This is a genomic window from Undibacterium sp. CY21W, from assembly GCF_014284265.1.
GTDB classification, from domain to species: domain Bacteria; phylum Pseudomonadota; class Gammaproteobacteria; order Burkholderiales; family Burkholderiaceae_D; genus Undibacterium; species Undibacterium aquatile.
This window is the reverse complement of record NZ_JACOGE010000001.1, coordinates 851,553-878,212: the sequence shown is the minus strand read 5'-3', so window position 1 is coordinate 878,212 and position 26,660 is coordinate 851,553. Positions and strand designations below refer to the sequence as shown.

18 protein-coding genes, 1 pseudogene and 1 riboswitch are annotated in these 26,660 nt (G+C 46.9%); of the genes and pseudogenes, 11 read left to right on the top strand and 8 right to left on the bottom strand.

The window, feature by feature from the left end; all coding sequences use genetic code 11:
* Positions 1–213: 213 nt before the first annotated feature.
* From H8K29_RS03890 to H8K29_RS03855, 8 genes and pseudogenes are all read left to right on the top strand, one after another.
* Positions 214–1,116, top strand: coding sequence for a TnsA endonuclease N-terminal domain-containing protein (locus tag H8K29_RS03890; protein WP_186896452.1), 903 nt, complete (start codon positions 214–216; stop codon positions 1,114–1,116).
* Complete coding sequence (locus H8K29_RS03885; protein WP_186896451.1) at positions 1,113–3,518, top strand: hypothetical protein; 2,406 nt, start codon at positions 1,113–1,115, stop codon at positions 3,516–3,518. Before H8K29_RS03890 ends, H8K29_RS03885 begins: the two co-directional genes overlap by 4 nt.
* Entirely contained in the window at positions 3,518–5,050 is a 1,533-nt protein-coding gene (locus H8K29_RS03880) for an ATP-binding protein (RefSeq protein WP_186896450.1), read from the top strand. Before H8K29_RS03885 ends, H8K29_RS03880 begins: the two co-directional genes overlap by 1 nt.
* A gap of 1 nt (position 5,051) precedes the next feature.
* Positions 5,052–6,827: a TnsD family Tn7-like transposition protein gene (locus H8K29_RS03875; protein ID WP_186884850.1), complete on the top strand. Its 1,776-nt coding sequence runs from the start codon at positions 5,052–5,054 to the stop codon at positions 6,825–6,827.
* Between the two features lie 31 nt (positions 6,828–6,858).
* The gene (locus tag H8K29_RS03870; protein ID WP_186896449.1) at positions 6,859–8,061 is read left to right on the top strand and encodes a TniQ family protein; all 1,203 of its coding nucleotides are present in this window, start codon (positions 6,859–6,861) and stop codon (positions 8,059–8,061) included.
* 469 nt (positions 8,062–8,530) lie between these two features.
* Positions 8,531–9,298: an RES family NAD+ phosphorylase gene (locus H8K29_RS03865; RefSeq protein ID WP_186896448.1), complete on the top strand. Its 768-nt coding sequence runs from the start codon at positions 8,531–8,533 to the stop codon at positions 9,296–9,298.
* Between the two features lie 261 nt (positions 9,299–9,559).
* Positions 9,560–9,772 (top strand): annotated as a pseudogene (locus H8K29_RS03860) (carbohydrate porin); the annotation flags it as partial.
* A gap of 159 nt (positions 9,773–9,931) precedes the next feature.
* Complete coding sequence (locus H8K29_RS03855) at positions 9,932–10,336, top strand: hypothetical protein (RefSeq protein ID WP_186884847.1); 405 nt, start codon at positions 9,932–9,934, stop codon at positions 10,334–10,336.
* 245 nt (positions 10,337–10,581) lie between these two features.
* On the opposite strand, the gene H8K29_RS03850 is transcribed toward H8K29_RS03855, so the two are convergent.
* The 8 genes from H8K29_RS03850 to H8K29_RS03815 all read right to left on the bottom strand — a co-directional run bounded on the left by H8K29_RS03850 (position 10,582) and on the right by H8K29_RS03815 (position 21,060).
* Positions 10,582–10,992, bottom strand: a complete 411-nt coding sequence (locus H8K29_RS03850) for a DUF4405 domain-containing protein (RefSeq protein WP_186896447.1) — start codon at positions 10,990–10,992, stop codon at positions 10,582–10,584.
* A 128-nt stretch (positions 10,993–11,120) separates the two neighbouring features.
* Entirely contained in the window at positions 11,121–11,912 is a 792-nt protein-coding gene (locus H8K29_RS03845) for an FAD:protein FMN transferase (RefSeq protein ID WP_186896446.1), read from the bottom strand.
* Between the two features lie 32 nt (positions 11,913–11,944).
* A complete protein-coding gene (locus H8K29_RS03840) occupies positions 11,945–12,490 on the bottom strand; it encodes an FMN-binding protein (protein ID WP_186896445.1) in 546 nt (181 codons plus the stop codon).
* Positions 12,491–12,549: 59 nt separating this feature from the next.
* A complete protein-coding gene (locus H8K29_RS03835) occupies positions 12,550–13,908 on the bottom strand; it encodes a hypothetical protein (protein WP_255423234.1) in 1,359 nt (452 codons plus the stop codon).
* A gap of 58 nt (positions 13,909–13,966) precedes the next feature.
* Complete coding sequence (locus H8K29_RS03830) at positions 13,967–15,199, bottom strand: cytochrome-c peroxidase (protein ID WP_186896444.1); 1,233 nt, start codon at positions 15,197–15,199, stop codon at positions 13,967–13,969.
* A gap of 675 nt (positions 15,200–15,874) precedes the next feature.
* The gene (locus H8K29_RS03825; protein ID WP_186896443.1) at positions 15,875–16,591 is read right to left on the bottom strand and encodes an MgtC/SapB family protein; all 717 of its coding nucleotides are present in this window, start codon (positions 16,589–16,591) and stop codon (positions 15,875–15,877) included.
* Between the two features lie 10 nt (positions 16,592–16,601).
* Positions 16,602–19,373: a magnesium-translocating P-type ATPase gene (gene mgtA, locus H8K29_RS03820; protein ID WP_186896442.1), complete on the bottom strand. Its 2,772-nt coding sequence runs from the start codon at positions 19,371–19,373 to the stop codon at positions 16,602–16,604.
* Positions 19,374–19,692: 319 nt separating this feature from the next.
* Positions 19,693–21,060: a carbohydrate porin gene (locus tag H8K29_RS03815; RefSeq protein WP_186896441.1), complete on the bottom strand. Its 1,368-nt coding sequence runs from the start codon at positions 21,058–21,060 to the stop codon at positions 19,693–19,695.
* A gap of 1,239 nt (positions 21,061–22,299) precedes the next feature.
* A riboswitch (yybP-ykoY riboswitch) is annotated at positions 22,300–22,410 on the top strand.
* Positions 22,411–22,500: 90 nt separating this feature from the next.
* Between H8K29_RS03815 and H8K29_RS03810 the strand changes: the two genes are divergently transcribed.
* From H8K29_RS03810 to H8K29_RS03800, 3 genes are all read left to right on the top strand, one after another.
* Positions 22,501–23,505, top strand: coding sequence for a sodium:calcium antiporter (locus tag H8K29_RS03810; protein ID WP_186896601.1), 1,005 nt, complete (start codon positions 22,501–22,503; stop codon positions 23,503–23,505).
* A gap of 1,344 nt (positions 23,506–24,849) precedes the next feature.
* Positions 24,850–25,149 carry a YkgJ family cysteine cluster protein gene (locus H8K29_RS03805; RefSeq protein ID WP_186896440.1) on the top strand — a complete coding sequence of 100 codons (300 nt, stop codon included), beginning with the start codon at positions 24,850–24,852 and terminating at the stop codon, positions 25,147–25,149.
* Positions 25,146–26,648: a HEPN domain-containing protein gene (locus H8K29_RS03800; RefSeq protein WP_186896439.1), complete on the top strand. Its 1,503-nt coding sequence runs from the start codon at positions 25,146–25,148 to the stop codon at positions 26,646–26,648. The genes H8K29_RS03805 and H8K29_RS03800 overlap by 4 nt, the downstream gene beginning before the upstream one ends.
* The last annotated feature ends 12 nt before the right edge of the window (positions 26,649–26,660 follow it).

Here is a 26,660-nt window from a genome sequence, read left to right as displayed (position 1 = left end):
ACTTGCATTAAATTATGCAGTTTTAAAGATATATTTACTTATATTTTTTGATCTATTTTAGTTGCATACGGAAAATCTATATGCGAACAACGTAGTCATTGAATAACGGGGGGGCTGCAAGTGAATATTCAGGAACAAATTGATGTGCACTCATCTGACTGGTCACATTTAGGAGAATCACTGCCAACAGAACCTTACCCGAAGCGAAGACGCATGAAAGGAATGACATACAAAAAATTGTATGCGCATATACGACTCGGGCATGGGATAGGCCACGGTACCGAATACAAACCTTGGTTGACACTACGACGAAAAAATCCATCTCCCACTTCAAATCAAGTTGTATCGTTCATGCCGCCGCTGCAGCGGACAGCTCATTATTTTTCACGCGGGGAGTACCACACAGCACTTTTACTTCTATGGCTAGGAGTTCTAGATTTACGTGAGCAATTTCCAATTTGGCCGGTTGCACACCCAAATCCATTGAATGGGGCTCCGGGCGCTCTTACGGCAAACTTAAAGTGGTCAAGAGGACTAATCGCTATCGCGAAGGAAGCAAATATTGAACATGGCCATGAAATTGGCTCCAGTCAGCCGTATGTTGCCAGTCTAGATCTTGTAGCGACGATCCCAAGGAATAATGGCATAGGGCTGTCGATATTTTCATCCAAACCAATTAGTGAGCCCAGTTCCCAGATCAAATGGCGAACACTTGAGAGACTTGAACTTGAACGAAGATACGCGGCTGAACTGGGGGCCCAATATTTCATATCAAGTTCAGCGCTTATTCCCATGCCCATTGCAGGACAACTAGAGTGGTGGCTGGACTGTTCCACTCTACACTTTGCACCTGAATTACTACCGCTGGCGTCTCAATTCGCCAGTGTAATCAGTTCACACTCTGATTTAACACTGAGCGAAGCCATCGAATGCGCAGCAAATGCAACTTTTATCAATATAGATAATGGTTGGTTGCTGTTTAGGCACTGTGCATGGAAGCAGTTGATCGACATTGACCCTTCTTCCCGAATTTTAACTTCTCACCCTTTACGTGGCGGAGGGGTTGAACTGCGCAACAAACTTCGTTTAAGGCTATTTGGGGAGACCTGGTCATGAATGAATTGTCATATTCTCAGGAAAAAGGACCAATTGATCCCGGCGAGATACTGATTGGCATTGAGCCAGACTCACCACTCCAAGGGCCTTATCGCGTTTTGAATCTTATACCAAAGCAAGATCGAGTTGTGATGATCCCAATTCCAACTGGACCGAGGCAAACTTCCTCAGCACAACAAGCTAACTATTATGCACTAGGGTTTGAGTCATTCCAATTAAGTCAAATTAACCTCCTACTTTTAGCAAAAAAAATTCAGAAAACGACCGTCGAGATACCGAATCATTGGCGACTCAGCGATTCCGATCTGCGCAAACTATCTCCTCCAAAAAATGATCCATCCTTGTCTCATGAAGACCGATTAAAATCTCCTCTCGAAATCAAGCGAGATTTCAAGTTTGAACTTATCAAACCGCTTCTACCCACCGACTTTAGTTCAGGTGGCCCCCGTCTCCCCGATCTTACTTATCTTGATGGATTAGTTAGGAATCGTGCTCGCGAAGCAGGGGTAAGTCCCGGTCAGGTGTTTGACGCATTGCACCGATTCTATGCTTTTGGTTGCATTCTCAATGCACTCCTGCCCAATACCATAAGTAAAAGCGGGGCTCCTGGAAAGCGCCGGCTAGCAAAAAACGGCATCAAACTCGGTAGAAAAAACGCGGCGGCCAAAGCTGGTAACACGGATTTAGCTGGCCTCATATTAAGCGAAAAAGATACTCAAAATTTGGAAGACGGATACCTGATGTTCGTCAAACCGGGAACTTCTATCAAGCAAGCGTTTTTGTCCATGAGCAGTACTTTCTACAGTAAAGGATATACTTATAAGTGCGGCCATTTAACTCCAGACTTGCTGGAAGCACACCTTCGTCCAACAATAAAGGAATTCCGACACCATGGGCCGCTCGCTAAAGATGCAACCGCTGCAGCACGACGCCTCATGGGTGAAGGTGAATGGGCTCGCAATTATCGGCCTCTCACTGGCACCGCGTGTGACGGCATTTACGCTATCGCTCAGGTCGGTTCGCTTGATGCATCACCAATCGATGTGAATTGTGTTTCTTGTCTGGATCCATTGCAGCCTATTGGCATAGGGCGAGGACTGTTCGTGCGAGACGCATGGCTGGGACTATATTTTGGTTGGCAAATTGGCTTAGACAACTTAAGAACAGATGATGCAAAGTTGGCGATTCTACGCGCAGCAACCGACAAAACATCCACACTGGCAAGATACAATTTAGATTTACCTGCGGAAGATTTTCCCTCACTCTTCTTTTCCAAATACCTTTCCGATAATGGAGAACTGCGCAGTTGCAATGGTATAGAGTCTATTGTTGATGGACTCACCTCTCGTATCGAATTCATCGCAAGTGGTCGGGCAGATAGAAACAGTCCGTCTGAAAGTGGGCATCATTCGCGCCACCGTGGCTTTGACCATCAACTTACGGGAACAACCCATGGTCGAAAAGCAAAACGTGGTGAGCCACTAGCCATCACCAAGGCTATTCTTTCACGTTACGAATACATTCGGTTGCTATTACTCTGGATTCACTGGGCAAACACAAAGCAGGAACTCCCCCTTCATATGATACCAACTGAAATGCGGCGAGAGTTTGCAATCAGCGGCATATCTCTACCTCGGACAAGAATCGGAATTTACAGATGGGCCAAAGCCAATGGGTACATATCTGGAAAACCAGTCGATCCGACTTATCTCAAAGCGCACTTACTTCCGACATTTACTGCAAGCGTGCAACGCAACGGCTTAGTACTGCATCGTCCCGATACAGGGAATACAGTGGAGCTATTACATGGAGCAAGATTCAACAGTGAGTATGTTGCGTATTCAGGAATAGTACGAGATGCAATTTCGAAAGGAAAAAAACATATTTCCGTTCGAGCAGACCCAGACGACCTTTCACACATCATTCTCCTCGATATGAATGGCTTGCACGTCATACCAAATGTCAAGGACGACGCAATACTAATTGCCGAGGGTAGTATCCATGACCTATGCGCAACAAACAACTTACAGAAAGTACTTAATGTAGAAAGCACATCATCGCGGGATCAGGCGGAGATTGACCAGCAAGCATTTCGGCAAGAAACAGAAGCGGATGCAAAAACGAGGAAGAAGGTAGCGCAAAGTACTCGAATTGGGCACAAGGCATCAGACTCCAAAATAGCAAGCGTGCGCATCGCCCGTAAAGCGGAAAAGCGTGCTGACATCGACAGCGAAATTCGCAGGATCAATGATTGTAATGATGGATCTGAAAATTCAACCCAACAGTCTGCCAAATTTCCAAAGTCAATCTCAACTCAATTTTTGGCCCCTGGCAACACAAATCGTATTGTCGAATTGATGAAAAATCGCCTAACAAAATTCAATACTGAAAGGAAATTCTGATGGACAATACCGTGAACAAACCAAGCCAATGCCCATCTGGAAATCCATTTCTTGATCGACTCGACGAACATCTGAGTACCAACAATTTAGAAGAAAAACTTCAAAGCTGGCCACTCGCTAAACTCGATATGAGAAATCTTGATCTTCAAAGCCGTCATGACCTCCTTGATCGCCTACAAGAGCAGATGTTTGAACCCACTCTTACTTCTTTAGATACTGCAACCCGGCTCTACAGAATGATACGTCGCGGCTACATTGGCCGAGACCCGACCTTGGTTCAATCGAGAGCAAGAGCGATGACTATCGCTCGCTGCGCAGGAAAAGATTTACGCGACCTTCCTTGGTTGCCATGTTCAGCAAAAGGAATGCGAATTAGTGGAGTCACAGGGTTGGGTAAGTCTTACGAAATCTTGCGAGCATTGAAACAATTACCGCAAAAAATAGAGCACGGAAAATCGTATGCGGCAGATTGGAATCACCTGACGCAGGCAACTTGGCTCCACGTAGCGATGAGTCACGATGGATCTATCGGTGGGCTGCTGTTACAGATTCTGACCGCACTTGATCTTGCGATCGGTACAAGCTATTCGTTGGAGCGCAGTTTGACAAACCTGAGTAATGAAAAACTTGCCGTGCATGTCGGTATCATTCTGATTAATCATGGGGTAGGTGTACTAGTCATCGACGAAATACAAAAGAGAAATTTCTCTGGTGGCACACGTGGCGGCTTAGCCGCAACTTTTTTCCTCCGCCTGCTCAATTTCGGCGTACCTATCGTACTAATGGGAAATCCCTTAGGAATGAATAGTCTCGACACATTTTCCCAAGATATGCGCCGTGTTGGATCAGCTGGCAGTATAGAAATGCATCCATTAGAAGAAACCGACTATGATTTTACTGACTGCATTGCTCCAGCATTGTGGCGCTACAACGTGATGCCGGAGCCATCACCAATATCGGATACTAATGGATCATTACTCTTTAAATATTGTGGAGGTATAAGAGATTACGGTGCGCGAATACGCGCCAGCTCACAACGACTCGCTCTTGACATGGGTGAATCATTTGTTACGGAAGAGCACATGCAAGAAGCATTCTATGGACCTGACTTCAGCCAAAGAGATAGGGATCTCATTACGGGCTTCAGAGACAAAAATCCCATTATTCTTCAACAATTTGAAGATATTCCTTGGGAGTTTTATGCAATGCGATGGGGTTTATTTCCGTCTCAAGACCAAGATAAACAATCATCACTAACAAAAAGTGGCGGCGTTAGTGTGTCAGTACAGGAAAAAGAATCAACACCAACGGTTAAAGCACGAAAATCAGTGGCACAGCAAGCGACTGAGACTGTAAAGCGAAATAGGACAAGAAAAGAAAATCAGGAAACTAGCAGGGAAAAAATAAAGAGTACGCTTGAATCAAGTGACATCAGGCGGGATGGTCTTCAAGAATACCTCATTAGTAGTTTAGAGCAGCTAAGGTCAAGTGAAAGTCGCGGCAACAACGATTTCCAACCTAAAGGAGCCTAACATGTTCGTCGAAATGACTTCTCCTGCAAATCAATTTCTGCCGTTCTTTCCGGCCGGCATGCCAGACGAAACAATTGAATCAAGAATAAGTCGGTACCACATATTGCGAGGGCAACCAACCGCCAAGATTACATACCAACAATTATTCAATGCTCCCCCTTTTAGCCTCACCACACTTGTGCAGCCACATCTTGACAAACTAGCCTCTAAATTACCTGGTTCAGCAAAACACAATCTTCAAACAATACAAAATGAAAATACGTTATTACCGCTATGCCAGCACTTTTCCGGCACTCAGGTCTCATTGACAAATCCCGCTTCAAACGTTGATATACATGCGATAGAGCTGCCACGACGAATAAAGGGAAGCTCCTCAGTCACACATATGTGCCCACAATGCCTTGTACAGGACGAACAAGAATATGGTTGTGCATACATTCATCGTTCGCACCAGATACCAGGTGTAACCATTTGCTGGAAACACCAGTGTAAGCTTCTTGATCGTTGTCCTGCTTGTAGCTGCCCCTTTGCGCGCCGTAACGAATTGATCCTTTCGGCATGGCTGGGTTGCACATGTGGTTATGTCATTGGAGACCACCCAAAATTAATTGAAGAGCCTGTGAAGGAAGTGGAGGTTGGTTTCGCGAATTTTACAAAGACACTATTAACAACAGAGCCGATTCTTTTAAGCACAGAACAACTTGCCAATTTGTATAAAAGGAGAGCCATCGAACTAGGTTTCGGAAGGGGTGTAGATAAACTCAATCGCGGTTCTTTGTTTGCACAACTTGAGGATTATTTCGGAATAGAACTACTATCAAAAATTGACGCCGCGTATAGTTCTGGTAAAACTAGCGGCTGGTTTCATGTGGTCGGCACTTCGGCTGCAGCTGAATCCCCTTTGTATCGCCATCTGTTGCTTGCATATTTCCTATTTCGTGATGCATCCCTATTTCTTGATAAGGCACGCTCCAGCGTTATCACACCCCCATTGAGCGAAACGCTTAAAACCCCACAATCACTCGAGCAAGTCGAGGACGATTTGATCCACGATTTGGTGAAAACAGCAATGCGCTATGGTTGTAATGCGCAAGCACTTTGGAAATATAACTTTGGGGCAATGAAGCGACTAGTAAAAATATTACCAACAGCCTGCGAAGTTATCGATACTCGCCTTAAAGATGAAGGAGAAAAAAGAGAACGAGATTCAAAAGAAGCAATGCTCAGGAAGAAAAAAGACGAAGTACAGGACGTACAATGGGCAGCAGCCATTAGGTCTACATGCAAAAATCTATATGAGGAAAACAAAAGGCCAATTCGTGTGTCAAAAAGTAGGTTAATAAAACAACCAAAACTAAATGGACAAACCAGAAATTGCACTACGTGGCCGAATAAAGATCGGTTTCCACTTACAATTGCAGCTTCGCTGGAATGCATGGAGTCAACTTGGCACTTTTATGCACGGCGACTTCTATGGACGGTTTTATCTCTTCCTGATCCAGAAACCTCGGATCACGTTATTATTAAGCTCAGTGGACTCGAAGTACATAAAGCGAGAGAAGTCCTCAAATACTTTGCAGATATACCCCGCAGTAGCGGGACGTCAATGTCCATTATCAATACGATACTCAATATTCGTGGAATTAAAAATGACTGGGCAGGCCCATGTCCTGAGCGTACATTTTACAAAGCTGGTAGAGCCTACCAACTAAGAACTTCACGTCGAGGCTCAATTGGCAGACCAGCCAGCGCCCCAGCCACGTCTTCGCAAATATGAGAGTATTTTTTCGCCTCTAAACAGAAATTTCATGCGACTCAACGCGCTCCCGATTCTTCGAGAGGATGAAACACTATATAGTCTTGTAGCGAGAATTAGGTTGGCAAATGCAGCCAAAGATGATCGCGATGCTTGTCGGAGTATGTTTGGCCATTCAAAGAACACAAGAGTCTCAGACTATCCGGTAAACTTGATTCATTTTTGTGATATGACGAACGGTTGTTTTGGTGATCCATTGTCAATTCTCGCAACGATGACGCTAGTGAAATTTTTCGAAGAGATTGGTGGGCATCCGTGGCATGCTGGCAGTTCAGTCAGACCAATAGAAATTGCCGGATACGGATTATCGACGCTTTCAAATGGCAATATCCAAACGTGGAAATTTTGCAAGGACTGCATGACATCAGACCTAAGTATTTTTTCAATAGCGTATTGGCGGAGATCACATCAATTGCCGACCTCATTTTTTTGTCAAATACATGGCACCGTATTAAGCAGGTCGTTGGTACATCCTTACACCCGTCACAACCGTTTTATGTTTCCCGATGACGAAGTTGCTTCAAGTGAACAATATTGCACCGCCACCACTTCTGGAAATGAGGATATATTGTGGAGACTCACACAATTAGGAATAGCCATTCTGCATCAACGGCAATCATCGTTGAGTTCTTCGTCGACATTACCCGAAATATCGCATTCGGCCATTTTGCGAGCAATAAAAGAGCGTGGGCTATTTACACAAAATGGATCACTTAGACTAAAGGACTTCTCAACTGAGTTAATGAATAAATATCACTTCTTACGGCCACATCCAGAATTCTCGAATGCTCTTTCTGAGAAAAGCATCGACATCCTAGGACGTAATCTGCGAAGTGCCGGAAAATGGCGAAGCGTTGCCCATCGCTTGCTGTTAATTGACTGGCTTTTTGGCTCTTGGGTATCGTTTCATCAGCAATGCAAATGGCAACACGTCATGGATCAGTCATTCCATACAGCTCCGGCAAAAGTTCGTTCAAAGGAAATTTTTGATGAAAACTCAAATTTCCGATCGCAACAACATTTGCACCGAGCAGCTTGCATTAATTTTTTGACCTCGAACAAAATCGCGAAGCGCAGCATATTCGCGAGGGCCGCGTCACACTCGTTCCGTTGGTTATTGCGCTATGATAAACAATGGCTTGACCAACACTTTCCAGTCTGTCGAAGAAAGCATCTACAAAAAGAAATGTTTTAAGAACTTCCCCTGACTCCTACGTCTTCACTATTGCTAATCCCTTCATTTTCGTCAGACAGCTTGGCCTTAAGTGATAGAAGGTCGCGATGGTCGCAAAGCCTGCACAGGCGAGGCTAACACCGATTCCATAAGTATGAACTGTTGCCTGCGCCATCGCACTTCGGGAAAATGGCTTCACCTTCTTTTTTGCATGGCCTCCGATGTGACTGGTAAATTTCACCATACTCAAGAAAAACACCAAATTAATTGCGTATGCGAATCAGTTCTCTCATTTCTCATCTGAAAATTTCCGAGCAAGTGATATTCCGCATATTTTTCAGATTGGCAAATGCTATCCTTTGGGACACCGACTGAATCTGGCCAACAACCACCGTTCCTCCTATTGATTGTCTAGCGTAAATGCGCCGGCAGAGTGAGAGGGCTTTGCTACACCATGGGTTATCAGCAAACTACCTGAAGGAGGAAGAACTTGGAATTTAAGAGCCACAATGATTTCAATACTTTTCAACGGCACGTGCGCTTCGAGCGACGATATGTTCACACTGCGCCTATCGTGGAATTTCTCGCTGCATTAACGGCGACGCTCCCTGGACGTACATGTTCCCTATCCAAAGGTGCCGAGCTTTATCGAGCCCAGATTGGCTATGATAAAGATCATGTAGAAGGCGACGTTATCATCACCGGATTTAGCGAGCAGCGTATGAAACCGAACCACGAATTCTGCGGCGAGGGCCGCGCTAATCCTCATGGTATCGCCTATCTCTACCTTTCTAACCATTTAGATACGTGTATGGCCGAAATGCGGCCGCAGCTTGGACAAATGCTTTCGGTTGCTCAGTTTAAAGTTCAACGAAACTTACATTTAGTTGACTGCTATTCAGTTGAGCAGGAGTTTGGCGATATTGAACTAATCTTTTCCCCACCAACCACGCGGGAAGGGATTCGGAATGCCATTTGGTGGCAAATAAATCAAGCATTCAGTCGCCCAATTTCACGCGGAGACACTAGCTCGGATTACATTCCGACCCAAATTCTCGTCGAGTTTTTCCGCCATCATGGTTTTGATGGCGTATGTTTCAAAAGCGGATTAGGAGAAGGTCACAATTTCGTGTTGTTCGATTTGACCGCAGCGGAGCTGATCAATTGCGGGGTGTATGACGTCAAGGCAGTCAAGTATGAATTCGGAGAATGCACAAATAGGTATTACAAGAAGAAACACTTAGAGAATCATTCCTAATTTGCACTAGCCCGGACTTAATCTGACACGAGCATTAGATGGGTTAAAGTTCCGATCGGTCAATATCGGTCAAATGTGGCCTAACAGTTTTCGATAGAAATATGGGCCAAAAACAAAAGAGCTAATTGAAGTGCTAGCCAAACTCGTTTCCTTACCAGAGGGGAACGATGAAAGGCACTGGAGCACATAGATACTTCGTGCCCAAGACCGAACGATAAAGTTGGCATTGCCGGTACGGTTAACTCCTTATCGCCCAATGCCAAAGCGTATTTCTCTACTGGCGGCATTGGTATTTTGATCGGAGACGGCCAACTGAACTACGGTAGAGAAAAAATTATCGAAACCTATTACTCGGCAACGCTGGCTAAAAATCTGAAACTCTCTTTCGATTTTCAGCATGTGACGAATCCGACCTATAACCGCGACCGCGGCCCGTTCTCAATTTACGCAGTTCGCTTGCATGCTGAACTATAAACAGGAAGATATTTTATTGCTGGAATACATATCGTTACAACTAGGTCGATAATGTTGTCATCCACTGTGACTTAAACCCGTTAATTGCTCAAGACATCGCAATTCAGCAAATACGCTAACGATGCTTAAGCCCAGTAATCACTTTCAGGAGCCATCACCATGAAATCTAAAATCATCCTCGCCGTATTGGCAACTGCCTTCTCTATTTCTGCTTTTGCACAAACACCTGGTACTTCACCAACAGATCAGGTGAAACAAGATAACAAAGCAATTCGCCATGAGAGTCGTGAAATCGGTAAAGATAAACGCGATATCAATCACGACAAAAAAGAAATCGCTCAAGACCGTAAAGAACGGAATACTGATCAACGTGCAGAAGATCGTGATGTAAAAAATGGCAACGTTGCTGGCGCGGAGAAATTAGAGAAAAAACGTGAGCATGAACAACGCGAAATCAATCATGAAAAGCATGACCTGAACAAAGATAAAAAAGAACTGAAACAAGACCGCAAAGAGCGTAAAGAAGATGTCAATAAACGCAATAATGATGCTTCGAAAATTTGATGATGCCACCAGAATGAAATGATGCTTTGCTGATCAGTCAGAGCAGTCAGAGCAGTCAGATGGACGATAAAAGGGGAATAAAATTCCCCTTTTATTATTTCAATGCTTCCTATTTTTATGTACCAAAAGGCTATTGCGCGTTTGGACTTTCAATTGTCGAAAATACCCAACCGAGTGAACGCGGACTCTAAAGCCGGTTGCTACTGAATACGGGGAGACGTCGGTGATGTTTTCCGTACTAAATTTTATTGATTTCCAACCTGACTCAGCTTGCGGCCGCTGATGATATGAAAGCCCAACATCAAAGGTAGCGTTAAACCAATTGTCCAGTGTGCAGTTGACCAATAAGGACGTAAATCTTCGCTGGAAAAGTAATAAAGAGCATAACCAGTCAACGCCAGCCACAGCAAAATCAGTATCATGCTCCAGCCAGTATTCCGGTTGCGTTGTGCACGATGAGCACGACGTATGTGCTGGAATAGCAATCCCCCTACTAGAAAACTCAGTGGAATAATAAGCCCACCATGAGCTTGCATGGACCAGTGTTCCAGCGGGTTTATATTCTCGCCAAACTCTCCCATCGTCCGTAGGAAATAACGAGCCAGCAACCAGGTTACGCCACTGATAAACAAGGTCGCGACCAAACCATACAACATATATTTGTGCCAAGCTTCCAATTTAAATTGTTGAGCCGTAGCAAGTGCTAGAGGGCGATGATGCAGGCTATGTTTATGAGTGTGCATAATTGATAAACAAGAAGGGGCGATCAGGATATGAGACAGGGTCAAATGATAAAAGCTTCAGCATCATACCGACGCAAGCATGGATGTTGCACATTGCCACTGACAGCAACTACCTTGGTCAGGGCGTCAGCCCAAAGACAAGCAAGAGCAATGACAGTATAGCTGTGCTGGTCAACGATCGCTTGCTCCGTTGATGGGTGCAGCAGCGCACTACGCTTTTTACCTGCCATGTCCTTACAAGAGAAATAGCTGGCTGATGTTGCCAGTGCACGTTCTGCCAATAGCACTTGCCCTATCATGTTTTGCGGCTGCTTTGGATCGCGTATCAACACAGTCTGGCTCTGTCCGAGCACACGCAAATCACCGCCAGCATTGACGCAGGCATGCTGTACTCCACATGACTGCAGGGCTGCGATAGCGCAATCAACCGCATAGCCCTTGGCAATGCCGCCAAGATCCAGCCAGTCGTCTGCATGCTTGCGGACTTGCGTGGCAGTCGGCAAGCTATACATCTCACCTGGTTTGTTTACTTCACCAGCAATGAGTTTGGCAGGTGCCGGCAGATAATCCCAGGCCACCAGTTGCCTGGCGACGCGCACATCAAACAGGCCATCAGAGTGCAGATGCACATCCCTGGCAGCAGCCAATACGGCGGCAGTGTGCGGGTGAATGTCGAGCAGGCTGCCAACAGTAGCGCGGTTATAGCGGCTGATGTCACTGTCAGGCGCATGAAAGCTCATGAGATTGTGAATGGCATGAATGGCAGCAAAGCCTTCCTGAAAGGCGGCCTGTAACTGCATATCATCTACCGCGTCACCGATACTTATCTCCACAAAAGTCCCCAGGGCTGGCTGGGCGCGGCGTTTCATTTTTTGAGAGCGACCTGGGCAATCGCGGCGATGCGCCGCACGCCATCGGTGACATGCACGCAAGACAATGTCGCACCACTGATGTTGGCAATACCCTCGCCTATTGCCAGGCCGCTGGCCGCAGTCTTGCCGACAAACTGCTTGCGCCAGTTGGCATTGCGTATCTCAAAGCCATGGCTTTCGCGGTAAGCCAGTATCTCTACCTGACGCACGCTGGCGTCTGTCTGCAAGCCGACTGCATACGAGATCAGCTCAAACTTGCCGATGACATCGTCAAAGACGACATGGCCGAGCAGCTTGTCGTCCTTGTAAGCAGCAACAGCACGCCAGCTCACTGAGCGGGCTGGCAGGCCAGAGAGTTTTTCTACCTGCTTCATCTGTGCCGCATCGAGTTGCAGCGGCACAGGCTTGAAGCTGCTGGCCTCGGGAAAGATCGCCGCCTGCGCCTGCTCCACCGTCAGGTATTGCGTGGCAAAGGCACTGCCGCTGATACCAGCTACACCGGCGACAGCAAGCAGGGATAAGGGAACAAGCCGGTTCATCAATATATCTTCAAGAGTTCATCAATGAGCACATGATAATGCACATTGCAGAGTACATCTTAGAACGAATAACCAGCGCCAAGGTTAAAGCGGTCACGGCTGCTGTCTTGTTTGAACTTCTGGTAATCAGCTTTCAATACCACGCCTTCGCCTATCTTGAAGCTGGCACCGAAGGTCGTCACTTTTTCATCCGGGCTGGCTGCCACACCCAGGCCCAGCGGCACAAAGGCATACGACTTGGCGGTATTAAACTGCTCATAACGCAGGAAAGGTGTCAGGCTGTAGTCTTCATTCTTCCACAACTGGTAAGCACCCTGCAGATACCAGCCGGCAAACGCAGATGGTACGGGATTAGGCTGGCCAACAAAGGTCAGGTTCAGATCACTCGTATTGCTGATGGTGCCGCGTGCATACAGTGCTGTCAGGTCCAGCTTGCCGGGGTTATAGCGGGCATGCAAATCCCACAGAGTGAGTCTGGCATCGTTGGCAGCAAAGTCTGTTGTTGCATGACCTATCTTGCCTGTGAATACCGAGCCACCGAGCAGCAAGCCAGGCACGCCGCGCCAGTTGACTGCACCATGCACACTCAGGTCACGCGATTTGGCAAACTGGCCTTCTTGGTGAATTGCACCCAGAGGTGATTCGCGACCATCGCCAGAGCTGGCATCCCACTTGGTGAGGTTAAAGCCTGTGGTCAGACCCAGATCCCAGCTCAGACCATTGTCATGCGAGCCGGACAAACCCAGGCCCACTTCACGCCAGGTGGAAGGGATGATCGCGGTTTCTACAAAATTACGGTGCACGCCATAGTAAGCCGTTGGCTCATGGCTGGTATTCAAAAAGCCCGCAGGGATCAGGAACAGACCCGCCTTGCCAGACAGGCCAGGTTTGATTTCATGTTCTACATACAGTTGCTCGACTGCGGCTTCACCGTTATCACCCTTAGAGGCAATCGCGTGTTCCCACTCGAATTCAGCCACCATCTTGGTTTTTTCATTGAAGCGGTGAGTAATGCCAATGACCGCGCGACCCACATCCGTCTGCGCCTGGTTGCTGGCCTCACGTGGGCGGGTGTAATTGATTTCACCATAGCTGCTGATGACGGTTTGTGCCGTCTGTGGCAATACTCTGACGCTGTCTGTGCCTGGTATAGATGCGGCGGATGCCAGCGGCGCAATCGCGCCAGGTGATTGAGCCTTGGCCGCATTGCTGATCATCACTTCCTGCTTTTGCTCTACTACTTCTGTCTTCTTGCGCGTTGCGGCCAGCTCAGACTTGATAGCTTCGAGCTCGGCGGCGAGTTTTTCTATTTTTTGCAGCAGTTCAGCCTCACCTGCATGTACAGGGGCCGCGAACAGACCAGTGATCAGGGCTGCTGTGGTGACTTTGGCAGCTTTGATAAAGATGTTTTTTTTCATGATGAATTTCCAGTTTTTTAAATTCTTTAAATTTGTTATGTGATGAAGAGACCGTGTATCAAGGCTTGTAACCATCGTTTAATGTGCCAAGGAACTTGACGACATCATCCACTTCATCAGAAGTCAGGGCAGCAGCCATGCCACGCTGGCGGTTGTAAGGCACTTCTGTCGTATTCACATTGGCGATATACAACACAGGCAAGTCATTGAACTTGAGGGCATTGCCATCAGCTCCATAAGGGAACCACTCTTCAGGATTGGTATCGCGGCGCACATAAAAATTCACCGCATCGCGCAGGCTCTTGAATTTGCCGTTGTGGAAAAACACTTTACGCGTTGCCACATTGCGCAGCGTAGGCACCTTGAAAGCGCCGCACAGCGCACTACGTGTCACCAGATCCTTACGGTCAGGACCGCACAGGCCAAGATCGAAGAAAGCAGGATCAGCATTGGCCGGTATATCCATATTGCGCGGCACGCCGAGGTTATCGTAAGTAAAGTCAGTGAACAAAGGCGAAGCACCATCTGCACCCTTGGCACTCAGATGGCAAGACGCGCAATTGCCCTTGATAGGATTATTGAACAGCGCAAGCCCACGCAACTCGGCATCACTGAGCTTGGCACGGCCAGCAAGAAACTGGTCATACTTCGAATCATAAGGATGAAAGTCGCTATCTTCTTTCTGATACTGCTGCAACGAGAACAGGATACGTTCAAACGCCGTATCGGCATTGTCAAACACGGTTACACCAAAGGCCGTCTTGAACTCATTTACATAGCTGGCTCTTTGCAACTTGGCGACCACATCTGCACGGTCTTTATTGGCCATCTCATGCGCCGCCAGGAAAGGCGTCTCTGCCTGCTGCGCCAGGGTATTGGCTTTGCCATCGCGGGTAAAACCGCCAGTGGGCGTACCATCCGCCGCAAAAAAGAAGGCCGGGTTCAACTCCAGATAACGTAACGACGGCACCGCCCGCGTACCCGGCACATCCAGGTTCGGCCCACCGAGTTGCACCGCCAGATCATTCTTAGGCGCATGTGCATTATCAGCGTCATGGCAAGTTGCACACGACATCTTGCCGGAAGCTGACAGGCTCACATCTTTGAAGATTTTCTCTCCTATCTGCGCCGCAGCACTCATGCCGGCCCCCTTCGCAACAGACGTGCCATTACTTACTGGACTATCAGTACCACCACAGGCGGCTAAGCTCAGGGCAAGAGCTGCGAGGGAGAGGCAATGGATTTCGCGGGAGGAAAAGAATGCTGCAACAGTCTTTTTAATGAATAGCATCGTTAAATCCATAAGTTTGTCTTGATAATTCAACTTAAATACAAATGAGAATGATTGTTATTATAAATTGATGTTGTGTTTTTAAGCTAGTATTAATCCATGTGCTTGAAGATTTAAAACGAATGCGTACAATTTTTATAATGAAATGCAATCTGACAAATAATCTAATCGAGCCGGCATACACAATGCGGAATTCAAATCAGTTCACAGATATTGCAAACGTTGGTTCAAAGTGGGCGAGTTATTAATTGCAACGTTTACGGCAGTGAAAAGCTATTAAGATGCGCGCGACAGCATGGAGACTTTCTTGCTGCTTTTACCGCAGTGAACATTGAGTAGAGTAGTGGGCGCCAAGAATAACTAACAACAGCAGTCAGGGGATAGTGCTCGACTGTGAGGAAACGTTTGAGACAGGGCAAAGGGTGGTGAAGCTGTGAGGTTCAACCCTCGGTGACTCTGGATCAAGCTTGTTCTTCTGGCAGAGATTTTGCGGGAGCAGTAATTTCATCCATCAGCGTAAGCCAGTGTATTGCCTGCTCGCGACTTTCCCCGCACGTCATTGGTTCAGGCTGTAATGACGAGCACACGGCTGGTTGCTCCGGCTTTCCGAAAATTAGGCAGCGATTATCGTCCCCGAGTTGGATACATAGGGTAATAAGCAAACATTTTTAAGTCCTACTCTGTCGTACTCGGACTCCAAAATGCCTGTCTGACCGTGGGCGACACAGCGAGGCGCTGCACCAATGCGTCCAGCTCGACGCCTTCGACGGAGGTAGCTGCAAGCGTCGCCTCAATCTCAACATCGTCCTCTCCAAAAGCATGAATATCGAGGTTCCGAATCGGGTAGCTGCAGCGTTCCAGTTCGCCTTCCAATATCGCCAACACGCCTTTCTGGCTCTCGCGGTTAGCAATGACGTAGACCGTATTGGTGACTTCAACCGAGATTATGTCGAGTGGCTGACGGTTGATCGAGTTAACGATGGGACGCAGGAGTGTGTTCGCAGCCAGCACAAACAACGTTCCCATTACTGCTTCGAGAATCAAATCAGCTCCGGCGGCGGCGCCGACGGCAGCCGAGCCCCACAGTGTCGCGGCCGTGTTTATGCCGCGCACATTGCCTTCCTCGCGCATGATGACGCCAGCCCCCAAGAAGCCGATGCCTGAGACAACGTAGGCCACCACGTGAACGGCCCCTTCGTGACCACCCAACCGGTTGGCCATATCAACAAACACTGCAGCCCCCACCGCCACCAACACGTTGGTACGCAGGCCTGCGGTACGCTGCCGGTATTGCCGCTCGAAACCTATGAGCCCGCCTAGAACAAAGGCGGTCGTCAAGCTCACCAGCGTATCGAGCAAGGAAATAAGGTTGATGTTTTGAATTGCAAGCATGCTCTTACCCTCATTGCCAGCCATAACGGCGTGTGTAGAATCCCTTCACGGCCTGAGTCAGACCAATGTAGGCCAGAAGGATCACGGGTAGAAAAACGAAGTACAGCGGCGGCAACGCTTGCAGCTTGAAGTAGTTCGCTAGCGGCCCCATCGGCAGAAAAATCCCGACTGCCATGATGATTCCCGTTGTTACCATGAGCGGGGTCGACGCATGACTTTGGATGAATGGTAGCTTGGACGTACGGATCATGTGCACGATCAAGGTTTGCGTTAGCAGGCCAACGATGAACCAGCCTGACTGAAACAGAGTCTGCTTTTCCGGCGTGTTGGCCCCGAATACGAACCACATCATCAAGAAAGTGGTAATGTCAAAAACAGAACTGATTGGACCGAAAAACACCATGAAACGGCCTACATCAACAGGTTGCCAGCCTTGAGGCTTCTTCAGCAGTTCCTCGTCCACGTTGTCGAAAGGGATAGCGATCTGAGAAATATCGTACAACAGGTTTTGCACCAAAAGGTGCATCGGCAGCATCGGCAAGAACGGAATGAAGGCGCTGGCCACCAGCACCGAGAACACATTGCCGAAGTTGGAACTGGCAGTCATCTTGATGTACTTAAGCATGTTGGAGAAGGTACGCCGACCTTCCAACACACCTTCTTCCAAGATCATTAAACTCTTTTCCAGCAAAATGATGTCAGCCGCCTCCTTTGCAATGTCGACCGCCGTATCGACCGAGATGCCAATATCGGCAGCACGCAGGGCTGGCGCATCATTAATGCCATCTCCCATGAAACCAACTACATGGCCGTTGCTCTTAAGCATCCGCACAATGCGCTCTTTGTTGGCGGGTGTGAGCTTGGCAAAGACATTGGTTTTCTCCACGGCCATTGCCAACTTGCTATCATCCATGCGTTCGATATCGGAACCCATCAGAATAGTTTCTGGTTTAACTTTGATGCCTACCTCGCGGCACACTTTTTCCGTGACCAATTCGTTGTCTCCGGTAAGCACCTTAACAGTCACACCGTGCTCGGCCAAAGCTTTTAGCGCCGGAGCCGCGCTGTCCTTAGGTGGATCAAGGAATGCAACGTATCCGATCAAAGTCAACTCGCCTTCATCTGCAAGACCATAGGTGTCCTTGGTCGGTGGCAACTCCTTAGCAGCAACGCCAACCACACGCAAACCTTCTTCATTAAGGTTTGCAGTAATTTGACGGATGCGGTTCAGCAGTTCCGGTGTGAGGGATTCCACTGCCTCGCCATGACGGACCTGGGTGCAGACAGACAGAATTTCTTCTACGGCTCCTTTGGTAATCAATAAGTGATGCTCATCATGTTCCGCGACCACCACCGACATCCGACGGCGTGTGAAGTCGAATGGAATTTCGTCCACCTTACGGAAGGCTGTGGCAACTTCCAATACGCTGTGCACCTCAACATGTTCTAATACGGCCACGTCAAGCAGATTTTTCAAACCCGTCTGGTAGTAGCTGTTGAGGTAAGCCATCTCCAACACTTCGTCGGAATCCAGTCCCCAAGCATCAATGTGGCGCGATAGAAAAATCTTGTCCTGCGTAAGCGTGCCGGTTTTGTCAGTACAGAGTACGTCCATGGCACCAAAGTTCTGAATCGCGTCCAACCGCTTGACGATGACCTTCTTGCGCGACAAAATTACCGCCCCCTTAGCGAGGGTCGAAGTGACAATCATCGGCAGCATTTCGGGCGTCAAGCCAACGGCGATGGAGAGAGCAAACAGCAGCGCCTCCATCCAGTCCCCTTTGGTAAATCCGTTGATGAACAGTACCAATGGCGCCATGACGAACATGAACCGGATCAAGAGCCAACTGATCTTGTTGACACCCGACTGAAACGCCGTTGGCGCGCGGTCTGTGGCAGTTACCCGGACGGCCAGCGCACCGAAGTAGGTGCTGTTGCCGGTCGAAATCACGATGGCCGTTGCTGCGCCGGAAACCACGTTAGTGCCCATAAAAACGATGTTGTCTAACTCCAGCGGACTGACTGCGTTTGTGTCCGACAGGAACGTGAATTTCTCTACTGGCATAGACTCACCTGTCATAGCGGATTGCGCGATGAACAGGTCTTTGGCCGTGAGCAAGCGGCAGTCCGCCGGAATCATATCGCCTGCAGATAACGCAACCAAATCGCCGGGTACGAGTTGCTTGATGGGCACCTCAATGCGATGCGCCGCTTTGGGGTGTAATGCAACATCGAAATACTTTCTGGCCTCTTCCGCAGCGTCTTCCGAGGGGTCGCGTCGTATTACAGTTGCCGTATTGCTCACCATTGCCTTGAGCTCGTCAGCTGCCTTGTTGGATCTAGACTCTTGCCAAAAGCGCAAAAATGTTGAGAGCACCACCATCGTGCCAATCACGAGAGCGGCTTTCATGTCGTCGGTCGCATAGGAAACGACGACCAGCAATGTAAGCAGCAGGTTGAACGGGTTTTTATAGCAGTGCCATAGGTGCATCCACCAAGGCAAAGGCTTTTCGTGTTCGACTTCGTTTAAGCCGACACGCTCACGGACAGCTTCAGCCTGTCCTTCAGTGAGACCGTCGGCGTGGCTATCAAGTATCTTGAAAAGGGCCTCGGTATCGCTCTTGGCTGCGGCTACGAGCGTTTGCGCCAGTGTGGCAGGCACCTCGCGGCTCGCGCCAGTTTGGTTCAGAGCATCTAGTAGGGCGAAGCGCCGAAAATGCCGAGCAATATGGCGGGTGCGAAGGAAGCCTGCGAAGATTTCTTTGAGGATGGTGAAGTTCATTTTGTATTCCTTATCGCCACCATCCTGAAATAATCAAGGTGGTGGCAGTCGAGACGGACAGTCCATAGTGTTTTCAAAATTCCGTATGCAGTCGCACTTAGGCGATATTGGCAGGCCCTCGGTCAGCGTTGTAGCCTGAGTTGTTGGCCTGAGTTGTTGATGTGTCGCCAATTCAGCGACCTGCATGCACTGATTGATTTTCGTGGCGCGATATCTTCATGCAAAATTGTATTGAAAAAGTCGTCATGTTGGTCATCGAGAACGGCGCTTTTAGTTTGCGCGACCATTTTCAGATTTGTTCTCATAATTTCAACCTTATTTATAACTCTGCATGCAAGCGAACTCCATAAATCGAAAATGGACCACGATCACGGTTATACGCCGGGTTTGTGACGTGTTGATAATCAAGAGTGAGCTTTAAATTTTTGGTCAAAGATGTTGAATAGAAGGCTTCGACAATCTTTTCCTTGCCATAATTTAATTGTCCATCTCCGACTAAAATACCAATGCCACCTGCGGTAAAGTAGGCTTTTGCTTCTGCTGATAAGGCATTTACTGCGGCAGCAATACCAATCTTGTCGCTTGCTCTTCCCCAGCTAGTTCCTTGCAATGAAAAACCACCCGAAATCGAACGATTGATGTCAGTAAATTCATAGGCTTCTTTTTTTCCACTGTTGACACCCATGCGAGCAAATACACCTAAATCGTTCGTCAGTTCTTGTTCAAAATTTAGTGTGATACCCGGGTTAGAGCTGTCATGGCGAACAAGGGAAGTATCAGGCGTGGCATTAGTCAGTTGTCCAAGTCGAACTGCATCACGGTAATCCCCCATCCTACCAACGTTAACAAATGCTAATAGTTTGATTTTTCCTGGGTGCCCATCCCACTCATGGCGGTGTTCAAGTTCAGTCACGAAACTATGTTGATGAAAATGAAATCCCACCACCTTTTGATTTGGAACTTCAGACATTTGGAATGCGCCGCCACGCAGACTCCACTTATCTTGATTCCATTCAATCGTCGCACCGTTCGTAAAACCCCAGGAATCCGCCGCATAGTCAAATGTGCCCGAGTCGATAATTGACCAGTTTAAAAAGTCAGATCGTGGATCATGCGCGTAACTATTATTATCAAAAATATCAACGACCGAGAATTTACCAACAGTTATGACTATATTATTTGTACTTTGCGTCGACGCCAATTGGTTGGTACTTTCTTCGACTTTTTGTTCATCACCACTCAATGAAATGACGTGACGTACAAATGCGCGTGGTAGACGAAGATAGGGACGATTCTCGCCAATTTTGTAGCCCTCTCCGTTCGGGAACCCAGCCATTCCCACCGTGTTGCTTAAACCAAAACCTTGATCTATTTCTGGGTTTAACCACAGCTCAGTATTTTTCCCTAAACGGCGACCGAGAAACAAGGTTATGTCAGTGGTATTTGTATTTCGAGCAGACGAATCCATGCTGTTTGTACCGCTGTACGGTGCAGTAAAATCAGGATGCCATTGATTTACATAGGTCATTTGCCAATGGGTACTCCATTCATCTAATAGAAAAGATGGCGTAGTGAGAATCGCATTATTTTCAGGTGCAATATCTGCTGCGCACGCAGTCATGGTGATGCCCGAAAAAGTGACGAAGACTGAGCACACTGCAATCTTTATTTTAGTGATTTGAAACATAACAAAACTCCGAAAAAATGAACGAATTGAAAAGCGTTTTTGTCAGTTTAAGTTCAGTTGTCAATTGATCGATGTTTGCGCGCACGCAGACGGTGCTCATCATTGACGAATAACCCCAATGATGAAAATCTAGATCAATATCGAAACAAATAACAATGTGCTATATGGTCTCGACGAATTAGTTTGGAGGTCGGTAGTGAGAAAATAATTTCCACTGTTTGGATACCGCCATCTGCATGTAGCAAGACGACGGCAAGAGAATTCTTGGCAGGTCGTGCTACGGCAGAGTCAAAATTAATAATCGACAACTATAACAATCTGAGCTTATGCCCACGAAAAACTCCATTGATTGAATACTGTTTAAATGCACTTCAGAAAATGAAATGCAATACAAATTTATATTGATGATTAACGGCTTGAATGTGATTTTGAGACCAACATACCGTAGATCCCACTACCGCTTCTTACGCTGCGGTTTAAAAATCGATGATTGCTTTTAATTGTCGCATCTACTTGCTTACTCGACCAACCAAATGTCCAGTTAACGACTCTGTCCAACGTACGGCTTGAGGATGTGAAACGTGTAATTTCTAATTTTTTCATTTTTATACTCACTTGAAAAAGAAACTCGTACAAATGAGAAGTTCGGTGTGATATCGAACTTCTCTCATTTTCAATGACCTTCAAATCTGGAGTTCACTTTGCATGAAATGTTTAGTGATCCAGAACGAGGTAAGTTCAAAAAGCAAAAAGCGTCTCTTGTCCAAGTAGAACAAAACTACTTAGTTACGGCGAATGTGTTTGAATAGCCTATTAGTTGCAAGTGCAAAAAAATAGATAATCACGCAAACGCGCAATGCGGCAAACGGTAAGTGGGGATGACGACGTGAAGTCGTTGACACTACAGCTAACTCTTAGCTGTAGCAGAGAAATGACTGCGAAGCTTAAGCGATGTTGGCTGGGGTGTTACCCAAATTTAGCAAGCGACAACTGCAACTGTCCAAGATCAAAGCTCCATATTTTTCGATGCCGAATTTTAGTTTTTACTTCAAAAGTGTGTCAAGCAATAAAACCACATTCAGGCAATTTAATTTGTCTTTTTAAATAATGATTCTCAGCTACCTGAATAACCAAGAGATTCTCAGCTTATAGCATCCCATAAATGGCTTGTGACTTCGGCGAGAAGCATTTTAGTGGCAATGAACCATATCAATATTTAAAAAAAACAGTAAAATGCGGGCTATTGTCATTGGGAAGTAGCCATCTTTAGCAGCCCCGCTAAAGAGATCACGTCAACAAACTTGAGACCTCATGTCTCATGGCGTGCTCAGCCTCTGTATTAGGAGAGCTAGGCGAGACCTTTGGCCGCATGCGTTTTGCCAGCCGGGCAAGTCGCATTTGCGCGCCATTGGAATCTTACTTGCCCGGCACAATAACTTCATGTTTCTGACACTTATCCTATTTTTTTCATCCGCAGGTGCCATCTATTTAGCCTGCGAATACTTCGTCAACGGTATCGAATGGTTCGGTCGTCGTTTGAATCTCGGTGCAACTGCCGTTGGTTCTGTGCTTGCCGCTTTTGGTACGGCATTGCCTGAAAGCGCAGTAACCTTTATGTCCGTTGTGTTTGGCACCACACCAGACCAAAAGGATATTGGCGTTGGTGCAGCCATGGGAGGCCCTCTTGTTCTCGCCACACTGGGCTATGCCGTCGTTGGTTTGGCATTACTTTTTCATCGTCGGCGACTCGAACGGGATACGCATCATATTCACGCCGACCATGTTCGTTTAAGCCGGGATCAAGTTGCATTTCTTGCAGTGTTTGTGGTGAAAGTTGGACTCGGTTTAGTCGCTTTTGCGATCAAACCTTGGTTGGGCATACTTTTCTTGGCAGCCTATGCAATCTACGTATGGCGCGAAATTCAAGAGAGCGATACCGCACCTAAAGAGGAGGAGATCGAGCCCCTTAAAATCCGCCCGTCCGAATTAGAACCTTCCCTGAAATGGGCTGGCTTGCAGGTAACGCTTGCTTTGATCGTGATTAGTGCAGCATCCCATGTTTTTGTTGGGCAGCTTGAGAGTATCGGTACAAACTTACAGTGGCCACCGCACCTGGTGGCATTATTGCTGAGCCCAGTGGCAACTGAGTTGCCAGAGATGATGAATGCACTTATCTGGATACGGCAAGGCAAAGAGCGCTTAGCGCTAGCTAATATTTCCGGAGCCATGATGATTCAAGCGACCATCCCCAGCGCTTTAGGCATCTTTTTTACTCCATGGCTCTTCGATGGCCCCCTGATGGCTGCAGGCGTATTGACCACCTTAGCAATCGTATTTCTGTGGCAGCTTTTTAGGCGCGGCGCAGTCGATAGTCGTGTGCTGGTCGCTGTTAGTGCTTTATACGGCGTTTTTGCTTTGCTTATTGCCTTCTATTTTCCACGCTGATTGCACTAGCAGAGACAAGTATCAGACTTCTCAGGTTGAACGTCGTCTACAGCTTCGATAGCCTAACTTTTAACTTTGGGAGAGCCGCATCAAGCGATAAAATGCCCTCCCAAAAGGTCGTTCCGGGAGCAATACACGTAGTGTGAAACCAGTAACGCCAATCGATGCCCCAATTGATGCTCTACCACCTCAAAGAGGTAATCCTTGAAGTCGAGTAGATCCTGTGCATGGTTGCTCGATACATTGAGCAGCGGGCTGGACTGTGGATAACATGCTAAATTGATGGTTGGTATAATTTTATTAATTATCAGTAGATTGATGTGTAAAAATGAGAGTATGCGAAATACTTGAAACACCCTACAGTCCTCATTCAACCTAGCGTCAGGTCGGTTATGCGGCTACCCAAATATCTTTTCAAACTGGTCTACGACCCTTCAGAAAACAAGAGATGGGCTTACTGGGTCGAAAACATCGACAACACAAAAGCAGGAAAATCGATCACCTATGAAGAACTAGTCAAACGCACCGGCATACAGTTCTTTACTGAGAGAATGTAAGTGACAAAATAAAAAACCTGTTCATTGACATGAACAGGTTTTTTCACCAGCGTTGAATGTCCGTTCTTGGCCGAACTCGGACTATGTCTGTGCAAGATAGCATCTTGCTTAGCTGAAAAATACGTGAAATCTCACAACTTCGAACGGCGATGCCGACAACTCCACGAACACTAGCCTAGCTTCAAGCTATCCGGCCACTGGACGGCATTGGGCTGGAACGAGTGACATGGTTTAAGCGAGAACAGCCGGCGGAAATAGATGAGAATACGCAATTTAGTTTGAGACCCTAAATTTAGAAACAAATTATCCAGAAAAATAGGTCAATTTTAAGCACAAATTAACACTAATTGATTCAAGAATATATTGTCGTAAGCAGCGCAAAATCAGAAGAAGGCTATTTCTGTTCAAGTTGTAACATAGCACGCCTAAGCAAAGACGAATGCTTAACTCTTTGATTTTAAAGACGACTCATTCAAGACTATATTCGGATGAAACAATTCCTGCGCATCATGCAAGAAAGACAGCGGCTAAACCAGGCAAATGCGACAAAATGCCAAAATCTGCACTTAAAATGATGAATTGACGGCATCACCTGCATGCAGGTATTAGCCGTTCTACCAAGCGCAACGCCATCGCACTCTGGCTCATTAATCATTGGATGTCTAAGCAAGTATGAAAAGAATTCACGGTCGCAAGCCAACACGCGCAAATTCAGAGAATGCTGTTAACGCGTTCCGCAGAACAATATCCGCCCAGTCCGGCTTATCCCCAAAAAAGGAGGCGATCCATGCAGTGTCGTGATGCTTGCGGTGCATGCTGTATCGCACCGTCGATTTCCAGCCCCATACCTGGCATGCCTGAAGGAAAGCCAGCTCATTCTGCTTGCCCTCAACTTGATGAGAATTTGCTTTGTAAAATTTTTAATCACCCCGATAGACCCGCTGTTTGCGCTGGGCTACAACCTTCGTTTGAGATGTGTGGGGAAAGTAAAGATCAGGCCATGTTTTATTTGACGCAGCTTGAAATCGCAACCTCCCCTCAGCAAACATCCGACAGCAATAACGTAATCAGGCAAATTAATTTATGAGCAAAAAGAACACTAGCAAGCGATCCAAAAGATTTTTAGGTTCTTTCACGCTGGAGGATGGGCGGTCAGCCACCGGCGAATTACAACTGAAAGGTGCAAGCACTTTACTCAAGCTGCACTCAGATCACTCGCTAGATACTCTTACAAGCTCAGAGAAACATATTGAAGGTATGGCTTATACCGGAGAATGTTTAACCTTATTAGATTGTCTTTGCTCTAAAACAGAAAGCACCTACAGGAAAGATGCGGCAAGAAATTATCATGCCGATATCTTCCCTCATTTTGTTGCAATTGGCCGAACACATCTCATAGCCAACCAAGCCAATATCCAAACCATTGAATTCACAACGACTGATCTATCAACTATTTTTTACGATTTTGACGCATTTGGTAACGTAATTGATGCCGAATCAGTCATTGATCTAGCGTTGAAAGGTATCCGCACCCACCGGCCAGTTGAGACTGGAGATATGCCAATCGTTAGCTACTTCACAGGAAAAACTTGCATCGCGGAGATATCCACAATTATTGGCAAAATTTCGGTACGTCATCGCCCAAGTTACAGCATGGGAGGTCCATCAGGTGTCAACATAAAAAACAGCATGGTGATCTCTATAGAACCTGAAAATCCAATTACATTCAATGATGCGATAATCAAAATGAATGACGTTGCCAGCTTCTTGTCAATTTTGGCTGGTCGTGTTCAAGGCATTAACGACATTCAAGTATTCACGACTGAAGCCCCCGAAGATTATCCCCAGCCAGTCTTGATTTACCCGAGTTTACGTTGGAAGTGCAGCGACAAAAACCCAGTGCACAAACCGCATGCAGGAGATGTGCCCCTCAACGCCATATTTCATTCTGCAGAATTCAACAACGTGCTCACTAATTGGATTAGTCGTCAATCAACTTGGCATATAGCCCGATCTAGGAGCTTGAATTGCCTTCGCAAAGCAAATAAATACGGCCCAGACAGGCTTGTTGCAGCAGCAAATATGTTTGATATTTTGCCTGACGACGCGGTCCCCGCCAAAGAAGAGCTTTCAACAGAAGTGGATGTTGCTAAGAAAGAATGCCATCGAATATTCAAAAATCTTCCTGCCAGCATAGATAGAAATAGCATGCTGAACGCCCTTGGTCGGCTTGGTAAACCATCACTTCCAAAGAAGGTGGCTCACAGAGTAGCTATTGTCTACTCGAAATTAGGTGGCCGCTTTCAAAATCTAGATGAAGTAGCGGTGGTAGCTGTGAAGTGCCGCAACTATTTTGTTCATGGTTCAACAGACATTGAATTTGACAAAATAGAGCACTTATTACCATTTCTAACAGATACTCTTGAGTTTATATTTTCAGCTTCCGATCTTATTGAAGCCGGATGGGATGCACTTCGCTGGAATAATAAACCCCACGGCTTGGGTCACACTTTTGCTCGATTCAGAGTTGAGTATGAAAGTACATCATCTGAATTACTTCGCTTAACTCAAAAGCAGATTGAGTAACCTATGTATGCA

Coding starts and splice junctions, on each gene's coding strand:
- H8K29_RS03870 (WP_186896449.1), top strand. CDS start 6,859: ATGCGACTCAACGCGCTCCCGATTCTTCGAGAGGATGAAACACTATAT.
- H8K29_RS03815 (WP_186896441.1), bottom strand. CDS start 21,060: ATGTTTCAAATCACTAAAATAAAGATTGCAGTGTGCTCAGTCTTCGTC.
- H8K29_RS03835 (WP_255423234.1), bottom strand. CDS start 13,908: ATGAAAAAAAACATCTTTATCAAAGCTGCCAAAGTCACCACAGCAGCC.
- H8K29_RS03875 (WP_186884850.1), top strand. CDS start 5,052: ATGTTCGTCGAAATGACTTCTCCTGCAAATCAATTTCTGCCGTTCTTT.
- H8K29_RS03890 (WP_186896452.1), top strand. CDS start 214: ATGAAAGGAATGACATACAAAAAATTGTATGCGCATATACGACTCGGG.
- H8K29_RS03825 (WP_186896443.1), bottom strand. CDS start 16,591: ATGCTTGCAATTCAAAACATCAACCTTATTTCCTTGCTCGATACGCTG.
- H8K29_RS03830 (WP_186896444.1), bottom strand. CDS start 15,199: ATGCTATTCATTAAAAAGACTGTTGCAGCATTCTTTTCCTCCCGCGAA.
- H8K29_RS03880 (WP_186896450.1), top strand. CDS start 3,518: ATGGACAATACCGTGAACAAACCAAGCCAATGCCCATCTGGAAATCCA.
- H8K29_RS03850 (WP_186896447.1), bottom strand. CDS start 10,992: ATGTTGTATGGTTTGGTCGCGACCTTGTTTATCAGTGGCGTAACCTGG.
- H8K29_RS03810 (WP_186896601.1), top strand. CDS start 22,501: ATGTTTCTGACACTTATCCTATTTTTTTCATCCGCAGGTGCCATCTAT.
- H8K29_RS03855 (WP_186884847.1), top strand. CDS start 9,932: ATGAAATCTAAAATCATCCTCGCCGTATTGGCAACTGCCTTCTCTATT.
- H8K29_RS03800 (WP_186896439.1), top strand. CDS start 25,146: ATGAGCAAAAAGAACACTAGCAAGCGATCCAAAAGATTTTTAGGTTCT.
- H8K29_RS03885 (WP_186896451.1), top strand. CDS start 1,113: ATGAATGAATTGTCATATTCTCAGGAAAAAGGACCAATTGATCCCGGC.
- H8K29_RS03805 (WP_186896440.1), top strand. CDS start 24,850: ATGCAGTGTCGTGATGCTTGCGGTGCATGCTGTATCGCACCGTCGATT.
- mgtA (WP_186896442.1), bottom strand. CDS start 19,373: ATGAACTTCACCATCCTCAAAGAAATCTTCGCAGGCTTCCTTCGCACC.
- H8K29_RS03840 (WP_186896445.1), bottom strand. CDS start 12,490: ATGAACCGGCTTGTTCCCTTATCCCTGCTTGCTGTCGCCGGTGTAGCT.